Source organism: Pseudomonas sp. 2 (assembly GCF_056627435.1).
On sequence record NZ_JBWXNG010000019.1, the window covers coordinates 1 to 14,234 of the forward strand.

Here is a 14,234-nt window from a genome sequence, read left to right on the forward strand (position 1 = left end):
AAATTCCAAGACCCCAATCGCCAACGCGGTTGGGGTTTTGTTTTTGCGCCCGGAAAACATCATAGCCACCGGGTTCTATGCATCCACGGCACGCGTGGCTATGATGCGTCCCTCATTGACAGGCGTGATACGAATGCGGACGTTGCTAAAGCTTCTTGAGGATGGCGAGTTTCACTCTGGCGAAGACCTTGGGGTCGCGCTGGGCGTCAGTCGTAGCGCTGTCTGGAAAAAGCTGCAGCAGCTTCAGGCCGAAACCGGCATTGAAATCCACAAGATCCGCGGCCGCGGTTATCGCCTGGCCAATCCTCTCTTTCTCCTGGATCAGCCGACGCTCGCTCACGAGCTGCAACAACACGGCTGGTCGGTCCAGGTGCATGACACGATCGACTCGACCAATGCCCATGCGTTGCGCCAGGTGGGCGCGGATGTCTCGCTGCCGCTTGTGGTGCTGTCTGAGCAGCAGACGGCCGGCAGAGGGCGTCGAGGGCGCAAGTGGGTCAGTCCATTCGCAGAGAACCTTTACTACAGCCTGGTGATTCGCGTAGAGGGCGGGATGCGTCAGCTGGAAGGTTTGAGCCTGCTGGTCGGGCTTGCTGTCGTTGGCATGCTCAAGGAGCTGGGTATAGAGGCAGCGGGGCTGAAGTGGCCCAACGACATCCTGGTCGGCCAGCGCAAGCTGGCAGGCGTGCTCCTGGAGCTCACGGGCGACCCTGCAGACGTGTGTCACGTCGTCATGGGGATTGGCATCAATGTGAACATGCGCTCGGCCGCCGAGGTGGATCAGGCGTGGACGTCGATGATGCTCGAGGCAGGAAGCGCGCTGGATCGCAATCAGGTGGTGGCTTCTCTGAGCAGGCACTTGGCGCGTTACCTTGCCGAGCACCAGGAAAAAGGCTTTGGCGCCTTCCGTGAAGAGTGGGAGGCGAATCACGTATGGCAGGGCAAGCCGGTCACGCTGCTAGCCGGCTCGACGGCGATCGAGGGCGTGGTGCAGGGTATCGACCCTGTCGGTGCATTGAAACTGAAGGTCGGGGATGATGTGCAGCTGTTCAGCGGCGGCGAATTGAGCCTGCGTCTCAGGGCCGAATAGGGTTTTGTAATAGGTATTGATAGCGGCGCTCGCCGGAAGGGCGGTTGTCGTGACGAGTCAGTGCGGACGGGGATGTTATGCGTTGGGTATTTTTGTTGCTGGTCATGCTGAACGGGTTCTATTACCTCTGGCATCAACAGCAGGCGCCCCTGCGGCCCAAAGAGGTTACGCCCCTGTCGCAGTACAAGGGCGTGCATCAGGATATTCGCTTGCTCAGTGAATCCGGCTCCGGCGCAGGTGCGGCGGTCAGCACTCAATGCCTGTACCTGGGTGGAGAAATAGCGCCGGCACAAGCTCGCACTATCGAGCAGCGGCTCACAAGCCTCGATATTCAGACCCAATTCGGCAAGCGCACAGATGAGTCCGGCGCCGTTTATTGGCTGAAGATCGAGCCTGAAAGCCGCCGTCTTATTGATGATGCGATGCTCTCGAGGCTCGCTCAGGACTTCCCGCAACTAAAAAGTAAAATAATGTCATGCGAAGGTGTTGCAAGCGCGGAATAGTTTGCATAGAATGGCGCCCGCTTCGCAGTGCAGAGCAAATTGATCTGGCAGCGAAGCAAGCGTCAACGTTTGTAACCTCAAGATTTTATTGAGAAAAAGGTTGACAGAAGGGTGGCATAAGTTAATATGTCGCCTCGCTTAGGAGGGGTTCCCGAGCGGCCAAAGGGATCAGACTGTAAATCTGACGTCTACGACTTCGAAGGTTCGAATCCTTCCCCCTCCACCAAATTTCGAGCGTAAGCAGCATGCTCGGCGGGTATAGTTTAGTGGTAGAACCTCAGCCTTCCAAGCTGATGATGCGGGTTCGATTCCCGCTACCCGCTCCAAGTTTGCTGGTTGTGCAAAGTGTTTCGCTCTTGTAGCTCAGTTGGTAGAGCACACCCTTGGTAAGGGTGAGGTCAGCGGTTCAAATCCGCTCAAGAGCTCCATTATAAAGGCAGATATGAAAGTATCTGCCTTTGTTTTAAGCGGTTGGTTGGGCTCGGTGTTTTGGCTTCAGACCTGGGTCCAGGTGGTCGGTAGCAGTGGCTCGAGGTGGTGATTTTTCGGAATCTCGAGCGGCTGTTGAAATCTTTCTGTCAGGCCTGCATAATGGTCGGCCTGATTTCGCTTTTAGGTCAGTAGCTCAATTGGCAGAGCGACGGTCTCCAAAACCGTAGGTTGGGGGTTCGATTCCCTCCTGACCTGCCAGATTCGCGTAACGTATCTGGCTTTCTTTTCACAGGATTTTAGTAGATGAATCCAAAGGCTGAAGCCCCAGACTCCCGTTTTGATCTCGTAAAGTGGCTCGCTGTAGTCCTTTTGGTCGTTGTGGGTGTTGTCGGAAATCAATACTACTCGGCACAGCCAATCCTGTATCGCGTGCTCGCTTTGCTCGTCATCGCCGCTGTCGCAGCCTACGTAGGCCTGCAGACTGGCAAGGGCAAGGCTTTCTTCGTGTTGGCCAAGGAAGCTCGCGCTGAGATTCGTAAAGTCGTATGGCCTACTCGTCAAGAAACCACCCAGACTACCCTGATCGTGGTGGCTGTGGTTCTGGTTATGGCGCTGCTGCTGTGGGGTCTTGATTCCCTGCTCGGCTGGCTTGTTTCCCTGATTGTTGGCTAAGGGTGTCCCGTGGCTAAGCGTTGGTACGTAGTGCATGCCTACTCGGGTTACGAGAAGCATGTGATGCGCTCTCTGATCGAGCGCGTAAAGCTGGCAGGCATGGAAGATGGCTTCGGCGAGATTCTGGTCCCTACCGAAGAAGTGGTAGAGATGCGCAATGGCCAGAAGCGCAAGAGCGAGCGTAAATTCTTCCCTGGTTATGTGCTTGTCCAGATGGACATGAATGAGGGTACTTGGCACTTGGTCAAGGACACTCCACGTGTCATGGGTTTCATCGGCGGTACGGCGGACAAGCCGGCACCGATCACCGATAAAGAAGCAGAAGCGATTCTGCGTCGCGTAGCTGATGGTAGCGACAAGCCCAAGCCCAAGACTCTGTTCGAGCCGGGCGAGGTGGTTCGCGTTGCTGATGGTCCGTTCGCTGATTTCAGCGGCACCGTCGAAGAAGTCAACTACGAAAAGAGCCGGATCCAGGTCGCGGTCAGTATTTTCGGACGCTCTACTCCGGTAGAGCTCGAGTTCAGCCAGGTCGAAAAGGTCTAGTTGAGCAAGACATCCCTTACCCCACAGCCCTAGGCTGTGGGGTTTTGTCGTCACTGGGATAAACGTGCAAGTAACCGGGGAGCCTCTCGAGGCGTTTGAACCCGTAATTGGAGTGCCTCATGGCCAAGAAGATTACCGCTTACATCAAGCTTCAAGTGAAAGCCGCTCAGGCTAACCCAAGCCCGCCCGTTGGTCCTGCTCTGGGTCAGCACGGCGTGAACATCATGGAATTCTGCAAGGCCTTCAACGCCCGTACCCAAGGTATGGAGCCAGGTCTGCCGACGCCTGTGATCATCACTGTTTACAGTGACCGCAGCTTCACTTTCGAAACCAAGAGCACCCCTGCTTCGGTTCTGTTGAAGAAAGCAGCTGGCCTGACCAGCGGTTCTGCTCGTCCGAACACCGTTAAAGTTGGCACTGTTACCCGTGCTCAGCTGGAAGAAATCGCGAAAACCAAAAACGCGGATCTGACTGCTGCTGACATGGATGCAGCCGTGCGTACCATCGCCGGTTCTGCTCGTAGCATGGGCCTTAACGTGGAGGGTGTGTAATGGCTAAGCTGACCAAACGCCAAAAGGCAATCGCTTCCAAAGTTGAAGCTGGCAAATCCTATAGCTTCAACGATGCAGCCGCTCTGCTGGCCGAGCTGTCCACCGTCAAGTTCAGCGAGTCCTACGACATCGCTGTAAACCTGGGTGTTGACCCTCGTAAATCCGACCAGGTCGTTCGTAGCGCTACCGTGCTGCCACACGGCACTGGCAAGACTGTCCGCGTTGCTGTCTTCACCCAGGGCCCAGCTGCTGAAGCTGCTCTGGCTGCTGGCGCCGACCGCGTTGGTATGGATGACCTGGCTGCCGAAATGAAAGGCGGCGACCTGAACTATGACGTCGTCATCGCATCCCCTGATGCCATGCGCGTTGTAGGTCAACTGGGTCAGGTTCTGGGTCCTCGCGGCCTGATGCCTAACCCGAAAGTAGGTACCGTGACTCCAGACGTAGCCACCGCGGTCAAGAACGCGAAGGCTGGTCAGGTTCGCTACCGCACCGACAAAAACGGCATCATCCACACTTCCGTGGGCAAGATCGGCTTCGAAGCTGACAAGCTGCGCGAAAACGTTGAAGCCCTGATCGCTGATCTGAAGCGTATCAAGCCAGCTTCTTCGAAAGGTATCTACGTCAAGCGCGTTACCCTGAGCACCACCATGGGTCCAGGTCTGGTCATCGACCAGAGCTCGCTGAGCGCGTAAGACACGCCGCGGTGCAGGTAACTGCACCGCCGCAAAAATTGGGGTCCCTGCCTGGCGGGGGCTATCCAAGACCGTAGGCGACGCGAGTCTTAAACCACAAGCCTACGCAGATGGTGCTCCCGGTTCCTTACCGAATCAGACACCAAAACGACATCCGGCCTTGGCCAGATGAAACGGTAACAAGCAGGAGTTAAACCCGTGGCAATTAATCTCGAAGACAAGAAGGCCATCGTCGCTGAAGTCAACGAGGCTGCCAAAGTCGCTCTGTCCGCTGTCGTGGCTGATGCCCGTGGCGTAACAGTAGGCGCAATGACCGGACTCCGTAAAGAGGCTCGTGAAGCTGGCGTTTATGTACGTGTCGTACGTAACACCCTGCTCAAGCGCGCTGTTGCTGACACTGAATTCAGTGTTCTTAACGACGTGTTCACCGGCCCTACCCTGATCGCTTTCTCGAACGAACACCCGGGCGCTGCTGCTCGTCTGTTCAAAGAGTTTGCTAAAGGTCAGGCGAAGTTCGAGATCAAGGCAGCTGCGTTTGATGGCAATCTGCTCGCCGCTAACCAGATCGACGTGTTGGCATCTCTGCCGACCCGCGACGAGGCTATCGCGAAGCTGATGAGCGTGATCCAAGGCGCAACCAGCAAGCTGGCTCGCACCCTGGCAGCCGTACGCGACCAGAAAGAAGCTGCAGCAGCCTAAGGCTCTGTCGGTTCTTTCAAAATCATCTATTTAATTTGATGGCTGCGTAAGCTGTCAGCACAATACAGGATTCAAAGTCATGTCTCTGACTAACGAACAAATCATCGAAGCAATCGGCCAGAAAACCGTTCTGGAAGTTGTCGAGCTGATCAAGGCAATGGAAGAAACCTTCGGCGTGACCGCTGCTGTCGCCGCTGCCGGCCCAGCTGCTGCTGCCGCTGTTGTTGAAGAACAAACCGAGTTCAACGTTGTTCTGGTCGCTGCTGGCGAGAAGAAAGTCAACGTGATCAAGGCTGTTCGTGAACTGACCGGTCTGGGCCTGAAAGAAGCCAAGGAGAAGGTTGACACCGCTCCTCAGGTTCTGCTGGAAGGCGTTGCCAAAGACGCAGCTGACAAAGCTGCTGCTGCACTGAAAGAAGCAGGCGCTGAAGTCGAAGTTAAGTAAATTTCGACTGTGCGTCTCCAGCCCGAGCGTCAAGCGAAAGGCTGATGGCTGGTGGCTTCTGCCACCGGCCTTTTTCCGTTATTGGCTGGCCGATCAGATCGGCCCCGATAACGCGCTGTAGACACCCATAGCGGGTGGCAAACCATGGGGTTTGCAAGATTTTCTGGCTGCTCCCGCCGGGAGGGGCCAAACAAGCAGGTGACCAAGCTGGGGAACGCTGATGGCTTACTCATACACTGAGAAAAAACGTATCCGCAAGGACTTTAGCAAGTTGCCGGACGTCATGGATGTGCCTTACCTCCTGGCCATCCAGCTGGATTCGTATCGTGAATTCTTGCAAGCGGGGGCGTCCAAAGATCAGTTCCGCGACGTGGGCCTGCATGCGGCCTTCAAATCTGTTTTCCCGATCATCAGCTACTCCGGCAATGCTGCTCTGGAGTACGTTGGTTATCGCCTGGGCGAACCGGCCTTTGATGTCAAGGAATGTGTGCTGCGTGGCGTGACGTACGCCGTACCGTTGCGGGTAAAAGTACGCCTGATCATTTTCGACAAAGAATCGTCGAACAAAGCGATCAAGGACATCAAAGAGCAAGAAGTCTACATGGGTGAAATCCCCCTAATGACTGAAAACGGTACCTTCGTAATCAACGGTACCGAGCGCGTGATCGTTTCCCAGCTGCACCGTTCCCCGGGCGTGTTCTTCGACCACGACCGTGGCAAGACGCACAGCTCCGGCAAACTGCTGTACTCGGCTCGCATCATTCCTTACCGCGGTTCGTGGCTGGACTTCGAGTTCGATCCAAAGGACTGTGTATTCGTCCGTATCGACCGTCGTCGCAAGCTGCCTGCGTCGGTTCTGCTGCGCGCGCTGGGCTACACCACTGAAGAAGTGCTGGAAGCTTTCTACACCACCAACGTATTCCACGTTCATGGCGAGACCCTGAGCCTGGAGCTGGTGCCTTCGCGCCTGCGTGGTGAAGTTGCCGTCCTGGACATCCAGGACGACAAGGGCAAGGTGATTGTCGAGCAGGGCCGTCGTATTACCGCTCGCCACATCAACCAGCTGGAAAAAGCCGGCATCAAGGCGCTGGACGTTCCGCTGGACTACGTCATTGGCCGCACCACCGCCAAGGCGATCGTGCACCCGGCCACCGGCGAAATCATTGCCGAGTGCAACACCGAGCTGAACACCGAGATCCTGGCCAAGATCGCCAAGGCTCAGGTTGTCCGTATCGAAACGCTGTACACCAACGACATCGATTGCGGTCCGTTCATCTCCGACACCTTGAAGATCGATTCGACCGGCAACCAGCTGGAAGCCCTGGTCGAAATCTATCGCATGATGCGTCCTGGCGAGCCGCCAACCAAGGATGCTGCCGAGACCCTGTTCAACAACCTGTTCTTCAGCCCTGAGCGCTACGATCTGTCGGCTGTGGGCCGGATGAAGTTCAACCGTCGTATCGGTCGCACCGAGATCGAAGGTTCGGGCGTGCTGTGCAAGGAAGATATCGTTGCGGTCCTCAAGACCCTGGTCGATATCCGTAACGGCAAAGGCATCGTCGACGACATCGACCACCTGGGTAACCGCCGTGTTCGTTGCGTAGGCGAAATGGCCGAGAACCAGTTCCGCGTTGGCCTGGTACGTGTTGAGCGTGCGGTCAAAGAGCGTCTGTCGATGGCCGAAAGCGAAGGCCTGATGCCTCAGGACCTGATCAACGCCAAGCCGGTGGCTGCTGCGGTCAAGGAGTTCTTCGGTTCCAGCCAGCTGTCGCAGTTCATGGACCAGAACAACCCGCTGTCCGAGATCACCCACAAGCGCCGTGTATCGGCACTGGGCCCAGGCGGTCTGACCCGTGAGCGCGCAGGCTTCGAAGTCCGTGACGTACACCCGACGCACTACGGTCGTGTATGCCCGATCGAAACGCCGGAAGGTCCGAACATCGGTCTGATCAACTCCCTGGCAGCGTACGCTCGCACCAACCAGTACGGCTTCCTGGAAAGCCCGTACCGTGTGGTGAAAGAAGGTGTAGTCACCGACGACATCGTCTTCCTGTCCGCTATTGAAGAAGCCGATCACGTGATCGCGCAGGCTTCGGCGGCCATGAACGACCAGAAAGTGCTGATCGACGAGCTGGTAGCCGTACGTCACCTGAACGAATTCACCGTCAAGGCGCCGGAAGACGTCACCCTGATGGACGTTTCGCCGAAGCAGGTTGTTTCGGTCGCAGCGTCGCTGATCCCGTTCCTCGAGCACGACGACGCCAACCGTGCGTTGATGGGTTCGAACATGCAGCGTCAGGCTGTACCTACCCTGCGTGCCGACAAGCCGCTGGTCGGTACCGGTATGGAGCGCAACGTTGCGCGTGACTCCGGCGTTTGCGTCGTGGCTCGTCGTGGCGGTGTGATCGATTCCGTCGATGCCAGCCGTATCGTGGTTCGTGTTGCCGATGACGAAGTTGAGCCGGGCGAAGCCGGTGTCGACATCTACAACCTGACCAAATACACCCGCTCGAACCAGAACACCTGCATCAACCAGCGTCCGCTGGTGAGCAAGGGGGACCGCGTTCAGCGCAGCGATATCATGGCCGACGGCCCGTCCACCGACATGGGTGAACTGGCACTGGGTCAGAACATGCGCATCGCGTTCATGGCATGGAACGGCTTCAACTTCGAAGACTCCATCTGCCTGTCCGAGCGTGTTGTTCAGGAAGACCGTTTCACCACGATCCACATCCAGGAACTGACCTGTGTGGCGCGTGATACCAAGCTGGGCCCAGAGGAAATCACCGCCGACATCCCGAACGTGGGTGAAGCGGCGCTGAACAAGCTGGACGAAGCCGGTATCGTTTACGTCGGTGCCGAAGTCGGCCCTGGCGACATCCTGGTCGGTAAAGTCACTCCGAAAGGCGAGACCCAGCTGACTCCGGAAGAAAAACTGCTGCGTGCGATCTTCGGTGAGAAGGCCAGCGACGTTAAGGACACCTCCCTGCGCGTGCCGACCGGCACCAAGGGTACTGTCATCGACGTACAGGTCTTCACCCGTGATGGCGTAGAGCGCGACTCGCGCGCCCTGTCCATCGAGAAGAGCCAGCTGGACGAGATCCGCAAGGACCTGAACGAAGAGTTCCGCATCGTCGAAGGCGCGACCTTCGAGCGTCTGCGTTCGGCTCTGGTCGGTCAGGTTGTCGAAGGTGGTGCGGGCCTTAAGAAAGGTCAGGAAATCACCAACGAAGTGCTGGACGGTCTGGAACACGGTCAGTGGTTCAAACTGCGCATGGCCGAAGACGCGCTGAACGAACAACTCGAGAAAGCCCAGGCTTACATCGTTGATCGTCGCCGTCTGCTGGACGACAAGTTCGAAGACAAGAAGCGCAAACTGCAGCAGGGCGACGACCTGGCTCCAGGCGTGCTGAAAATCGTCAAGGTCTACCTGGCCATTCGTCGCCGCATCCAGCCGGGCGACAAGATGGCCGGTCGCCACGGTAACAAAGGTGTGGTCTCCGTGATCATGCCGGTTGAAGACATGCCACACGATGCCAACGGCACCCCTGTGGATATCGTCCTCAACCCGTTGGGTGTACCTTCGCGTATGAACGTTGGTCAGATTCTCGAAACCCACCTGGGCCTGGCGGCCAAGGGTCTGGGTGAGAAGATCAACCGCATGCTCGAAGAGCAGCGCAAAGTGGTTGAACTGCGCAAGTTCATGAACGAGATCTACAACGAGATCGGCGGCCGTCAGGAAAGCATCGACGACCTGTCCGACCAGGAAGTTCTGGATCTGGCGAAGAACCTGCGTGGCGGCGTTCCAATGGCAACCCCGGTATTCGACGGTGCCAAGGAGAGCGAAATCAAGGCGATGCTGCGCCTGGCGGACATGCCGGACAGTGGCCAGATGCAACTGTTCGACGGTCGCACCGGCAACAAGTTCGAGCGTGCGGTCACCGTTGGCTACATGTACATGCTGAAGCTGAACCACTTGGTGGACGACAAGATGCACGCGCGTTCCACTGGTTCTTACAGCCTGGTCACCCAGCAGCCGCTGGGTGGTAAGGCACAGTTCGGTGGTCAGCGTTTCGGGGAGATGGAGGTCTGGGCGCTGGAAGCATACGGCGCGGCTTACACTCTGCAAGAAATGCTCACAGTGAAGTCGGACGATGTGAACGGTCGTACCAAGATGTACAAAAACATCGTGGACGGCGATCACCGTATGGAGCCGGGCATGCCCGAGTCCTTCAACGTGTTGATCAAAGAAATCCGTTCGCTCGGTATCGATATCGATCTGGAAACCGAATAACACGTGACGCGATCGAGAGTGGGTCGGTTTGACCACTCTCTGCTCCGCCAGGAGGAAAGGCCTTGAAAGACCTACTGAATTTGCTGAAAAACCAGGGTCAAGTCGAAGAGTTCGACGCCATCCGTATCGGATTGGCCTCGCCTGAGATGATCCGTTCGTGGTCGTTCGGTGAAGTTAAAAAGCCGGAAACCATCAACTACCGTACGTTCAAGCCTGAGCGTGACGGCTTGTTCTGCGCCAAGATCTTTGGCCCGGTCAAGGATTACGAGTGCCTGTGCGGTAAGTACAAGCGCTTGAAGCATCGTGGCGTGATCTGCGAGAAGTGCGGCGTTGAAGTTGCACTGGCCAAGGTCCGTCGTGAGCGCATGGCTCACATCGAACTGGCTTCGCCGGTTGCTCACATCTGGTTCCTGAAGTCGCTGCCGTCGCGTATCGGCCTGCTGATGGACATGACCCTGCGTGATATCGAACGCGTTCTCTACTTCGAGAGCTATGTCGTTATCGACCCGGGCATGACTACCCTGGAGAAGGGGCAGCTGCTGAACGACGAACAGTACTTCGAAGCCCTCGAAGAATTCGGCGACGACTTCGATGCCCGCATGGGTGCCGAGGCTGTCCGCGAGCTGCTGCACGCTATCGATCTGGAGCACGAGATTGGCCGTCTGCGCGAAGAGATTCCGCAAACCAACTCCGAAACCAAGATCAAGAAGCTATCCAAGCGCCTGAAGTTGATGGAAGCCTTCCAGGGCTCCGGCAACCTGCCTGAGTGGATGGTGTTGACCGTTCTGCCGGTTCTGCCGCCAGATCTGCGTCCACTGGTTCCACTGGATGGCGGCCGCTTCGCGACTTCCGATCTGAACGATCTGTATCGTCGCGTCATCAACCGTAACAACCGTCTGAAGCGTCTGCTGGATCTGTCGGCTCCTGACATCATCGTGCGCAACGAAAAGCGCATGCTGCAGGAAGCTGTGGATGCACTGCTGGACAACGGTCGTCGCGGTCGCGCCATCACAGGTTCCAACAAGCGTCCTCTGAAATCCCTGGCCGACATGATCAAGGGTAAGCAAGGTCGTTTCCGTCAGAACCTGCTCGGTAAGCGCGTTGACTACTCGGGTCGTTCGGTAATTACCGTAGGTCCGACCCTGCGTCTGCACCAGTGCGGTCTGCCGAAGAAAATGGCTCTCGAGCTGTTCAAGCCGTTCATTTTCGGCAAGCTGGAAATGCGTGGTCTGGCGACCACCATCAAGGCGGCCAAGAAGATGGTCGAGCGCGAGCTGCCAGAGGTCTGGGACGTTCTCGCTGAAGTGATTCGCGAACACCCGGTCCTGCTCAACCGTGCACCGACCCTTCACCGTCTGGGTATCCAGGCGTTTGAACCGGTGCTGATCGAAGGTAAGGCAATCCAGCTGCACCCGCTGGTCTGTGCGGCGTACAACGCCGACTTCGACGGTGACCAGATGGCTGTTCACGTGCCGCTGACGCTGGAAGCCCAGCTCGAAGCCCGTGCGCTGATGATGTCGACCAACAACATTCTGTCGCCAGCCAACGGTGAGCCAATCATCGTTCCGTCGCAGGACGTTGTACTGGGTCTGTACTACATGACCCGTGAAGCGATCAACGCCAAGGGCGAAGGTCGTGTGTTCGCTGACCTGCAGGAAGTCGATCGCGTATTCCGCGCCGGCGAAGCTGCGCTGCACGCGAAAATCAAGGTTCGTATCAACGAAACCGTGAACGACCGTGACGGCAACAGCGTCAAGAACACCCGCATCGTCGACACCACTGTCGGCCGTGCGCTGCTGTTCCAGGTGGTCCCGGCCGGCCTGTCGTATGACGTGGTCAACCAGCCGATGAAGAAGAAGGCGATCTCCAAGCTGATCAACCAATGCTACCGCGTGGTTGGACTGAAAGAGACCGTGATCTTCGCTGACCAGCTGATGTACACCGGTTTTGCCTACTCGACGATCTCGGGTGTTTCCATCGGCGTTAACGACTTCGTTATCCCGGATGAGAAAGCTCGCATCATCGACACCGCGACCGAAGAAGTTAAAGAGATCGAAAGCCAGTACGCGTCGGGCCTGGTCACCCAGGGCGAGAAGTACAACAAGGTGATCGACCTCTGGTCGAAGGCGAACGACGAAGTTTCCAAAGCGATGATGTCCAACCTCTCGAAAGAGAAGGTTGTCGACCGTCACGGCGAAACCGTTGATCAAGAGTCCTTCAACTCGATGTACATGATGGCCGACTCGGGTGCGCGGGGTTCCGCTGCACAGATTCGTCAGCTGGCCGGTATGCGTGGTCTGATGGCCAAGCCGGACGGCTCGATCATCGAGACGCCAATCACCGCGAACTTCCGTGAAGGTCTGAGCGTACTCCAGTACTTCATCTCGACTCACGGTGCTCGTAAGGGTCTGGCGGATACCGCGTTGAAAACCGCGAACTCCGGTTACCTGACTCGTCGTCTGGTAGACGTTGCGCAAGACCTGGTCGTGACCGAGATCGATTGCGGTACCGAGCAAGGCCTGCTGATGACGCCGCACATTGAAGGCGGCGACGTGGTCGAGCCTCTGGGTGAGCGCGTTCTGGGTCGTGTTATCGCCCGTGACGTGTTCAAGCCGGGCACCGAAGACGTCATCGTTCCGGCCGGTACGCTGGTGGACGAGAAGTGGGTTGAATTCATCGAGCTGAACAGCATCGACGAAGTGGTCGTTCGCTCGCCAATCAGCTGCGAAACCCGCTACGGCATCTGCGCCAAGTGCTACGGTCGCGATCTGGCCCGTGGTCACCAGGTGAATATCGGTGAAGCTGTCGGCGTTATCGCTGCACAGTCGATCGGTGAGCCGGGTACCCAGCTGACCATGCGTACGTTCCACATCGGTGGTGCGGCAAGCCGTACTTCGGCGGCCGACAGCGTCCAGGTGAAGAACGGCGGTATGGTTCGTCTGCACAACCTGAAGCAGGTCGAGCGTGCCGATGGCAACCTGGTCGCGGTTTCGCGTTCCGGTGAGCTGGCAATTGCTGACGAATTCGGTCGTGAGCGCGAGCGCTACAAGCTGCCGTACGGTGCGGTGATTTCGGTGAAGGAAGGCGACAAGGTCGACGCTGGTGCCATCGTGGCCAAGTGGGACCCGCACACTCACCCGATCGTTACCGAACTGAAAGGTACCGTGACCTACGTGGGCATGGAAGAAGGCATCACGATCAAGCGCCAGACCGACGAACTGACCGGTCTGACCAACATCGAGGTCCTGGATCCGAAAGACCGTCCGGCTGCCGGCAAGGACATCCGTCCTGCGGTCAAGATGGTCGGCGCCGATGGCAAGGATCTGCTGCTGCCAGGTACCGACGTACCGGCCCAGTACTTCCTGCCGGCGAACGCCCTGGTAGGTGTGGCGGACGGTGCTCAAGTGGGCGTGGGTGATGTTCTGGCCCGTATCCCGCAAGAGACTTCCAAGACCCGTGACATCACCGGTGGTCTGCCACGCGTTGCCGACTTGTTCGAAGCGCGTCGTCCGAAAGAAGCGTCGATCCTGGCGGAAGTCAGCGGTACGATCGCCTTCGGTAAAGAGACCAAGGGCAAGCGTCGTCTGGTGATTACGCCGAACGATGGCAGCGATCCGTACGAAGAGCTGATCCCGAAATGGCGTCACCTGAACGTCTTCGAAGGTGAGCAAGTGAACCGCGGCGAAGTTATCTCCGACGGTCCTAGCGATCCTCATGACATTCTGCGTCTGCTGGGTGTCAGCGCGCTGGCGAAATACATCGTCAACGAGATTCAGGACGTTTACCGTCTGCAGGGCGTGAAGATCAACGACAAGCACATCGAAACGATTCTTCGTCAGATGCTGCGCAAGGTCGAGATCACCGAGTCCGGCGATTCGAGCTTCATCAAGGGCGACCAGATGGAACTCACCCACGTGCTGGTCGAGAACGAGCGCCTGGTACAAGAGGAGAAATTCATTTCGAAATTCACTCGCGTACTGCTCGGTATCACCAAGGCGTCGCTGTCGACCGAATCGTTCATCTCGGCGGCCTCCTTCCAGGAGACCACCCGCGTACTGACTGAAGCGGCGGTAACCGGCAAGCGCGACTACCTGCGCGGCCTGAAGGAAAACGTGGTCGTGGGTCGTCTGATCCCGGCCGGTACCGGTCTGGCGTATCACAGCGAGCGTAAGCGTCGCCGCGATGCCGACAAACCTCTGCGTGTGAGCGCGAGCGAAGTCGAAGCCGCTCTGACCGAAGCGTTGAATTCGAGCAGCAACTGATTCATGCAGTATTGAGAGTGGCGCCCCGGTTCTCATGCTCACCTCTCC

Annotated in this window: 10 protein-coding genes and 4 tRNA genes; all 14 read left to right on the top strand. The window is 57.5% G+C overall.

Annotated features, from left to right (window positions below; translation table 11 throughout):
• Window positions 1–133 precede the first annotated feature (133 nt).
• The 14 genes from birA to rpoC all read left to right on the top strand — a co-directional run bounded on the left by birA (window position 134) and on the right by rpoC (window position 14,186).
• Window positions 134–1,090: a bifunctional biotin--[acetyl-CoA-carboxylase] ligase/biotin operon repressor BirA gene (birA, locus tag AC1MEK_RS24910; protein ID WP_480399036.1), complete on the top strand. Its 957-nt coding sequence runs from the start codon at window positions 134–136 to the stop codon at window positions 1,088–1,090.
• Window positions 1,091–1,167: 77 nt separating this feature from the next.
• Window positions 1,168–1,593, top strand: coding sequence for a hypothetical protein (locus AC1MEK_RS24915; RefSeq protein ID WP_480398935.1), 426 nt, complete (start codon window positions 1,168–1,170; stop codon window positions 1,591–1,593).
• Window positions 1,594–1,734: 141 nt separating this feature from the next.
• Window positions 1,735–1,819: transfer RNA gene (locus AC1MEK_RS24920), tRNA-Tyr, on the top strand.
• Between the two features lie 26 nt (window positions 1,820–1,845).
• Window positions 1,846–1,919 (top strand) — tRNA-Gly (locus tag AC1MEK_RS24925).
• Between the two features lie 26 nt (window positions 1,920–1,945).
• Window positions 1,946–2,021: transfer RNA gene (locus AC1MEK_RS24930), tRNA-Thr, on the top strand.
• Between the two features lie 186 nt (window positions 2,022–2,207).
• Window positions 2,208–2,283, top strand: a tRNA-Trp gene (locus AC1MEK_RS24935).
• 45 nt (window positions 2,284–2,328) lie between these two features.
• Window positions 2,329–2,697: a preprotein translocase subunit SecE gene (gene secE / locus AC1MEK_RS24940; protein WP_480398936.1), complete on the top strand. Its 369-nt coding sequence runs from the start codon at window positions 2,329–2,331 to the stop codon at window positions 2,695–2,697.
• A 9-nt stretch (window positions 2,698–2,706) separates the two neighbouring features.
• Entirely contained in the window at window positions 2,707–3,240 is a 534-nt protein-coding gene (nusG, locus tag AC1MEK_RS24945; RefSeq protein WP_480398937.1) for a transcription termination/antitermination protein NusG, read from the top strand.
• A 119-nt stretch (window positions 3,241–3,359) separates the two neighbouring features.
• Window positions 3,360–3,791 carry a 50S ribosomal protein L11 gene (gene rplK / locus AC1MEK_RS24950; protein ID WP_339081136.1) on the top strand — a complete coding sequence of 144 codons (432 nt, stop codon included), beginning with the start codon at window positions 3,360–3,362 and terminating at the stop codon, window positions 3,789–3,791.
• Window positions 3,791–4,486 (top strand): 50S ribosomal protein L1, encoded by a 696-nt coding sequence (rplA, locus tag AC1MEK_RS24955; RefSeq protein WP_480398938.1) that lies wholly within the window; start codon window positions 3,791–3,793, stop codon window positions 4,484–4,486. The genes rplK and rplA overlap by 1 nt, the downstream gene beginning before the upstream one ends.
• A gap of 198 nt (window positions 4,487–4,684) precedes the next feature.
• Window positions 4,685–5,185, top strand: coding sequence for a 50S ribosomal protein L10 (gene rplJ, locus AC1MEK_RS24960; protein WP_480398939.1), 501 nt, complete (start codon window positions 4,685–4,687; stop codon window positions 5,183–5,185).
• 79 nt (window positions 5,186–5,264) lie between these two features.
• Window positions 5,265–5,630 carry a 50S ribosomal protein L7/L12 gene (gene rplL / locus AC1MEK_RS24965; RefSeq protein ID WP_480398940.1) on the top strand — a complete coding sequence of 122 codons (366 nt, stop codon included), beginning with the start codon at window positions 5,265–5,267 and terminating at the stop codon, window positions 5,628–5,630.
• 220 nt (window positions 5,631–5,850) lie between these two features.
• On the top strand, window positions 5,851–9,924 hold the full coding sequence (gene rpoB, locus AC1MEK_RS24970) for a DNA-directed RNA polymerase subunit beta (protein ID WP_480398941.1): 4,074 nt from the start codon (window positions 5,851–5,853) through the stop codon (window positions 9,922–9,924).
• A gap of 62 nt (window positions 9,925–9,986) precedes the next feature.
• The gene (gene rpoC / locus AC1MEK_RS24975) at window positions 9,987–14,186 is read left to right on the top strand and encodes a DNA-directed RNA polymerase subunit beta' (RefSeq protein WP_480398942.1); all 4,200 of its coding nucleotides are present in this window, start codon (window positions 9,987–9,989) and stop codon (window positions 14,184–14,186) included.
• Window positions 14,187–14,234: the final 48 nt, after the last annotated feature.

Bases quoted from the DNA above. Each gene is read 5' to 3' on its own strand.
- secE (WP_480398936.1), top strand. From the start codon at position 2,329: ATGAATCCAAAGGCTGAAGCCCCAGACTCCCGTTTTGATCTCGTAAAG.
- rplA (WP_480398938.1), top strand. From the start codon at position 3,791: ATGGCTAAGCTGACCAAACGCCAAAAGGCAATCGCTTCCAAAGTTGAA.
- AC1MEK_RS24915 (WP_480398935.1), top strand. From the start codon at position 1,168: ATGCGTTGGGTATTTTTGTTGCTGGTCATGCTGAACGGGTTCTATTAC.
- rpoB (WP_480398941.1), top strand. From the start codon at position 5,851: ATGGCTTACTCATACACTGAGAAAAAACGTATCCGCAAGGACTTTAGC.
- rplL (WP_480398940.1), top strand. From the start codon at position 5,265: ATGTCTCTGACTAACGAACAAATCATCGAAGCAATCGGCCAGAAAACC.
- rplK (WP_339081136.1), top strand. From the start codon at position 3,360: ATGGCCAAGAAGATTACCGCTTACATCAAGCTTCAAGTGAAAGCCGCT.
- birA (WP_480399036.1), top strand. From the start codon at position 134: ATGCGGACGTTGCTAAAGCTTCTTGAGGATGGCGAGTTTCACTCTGGC.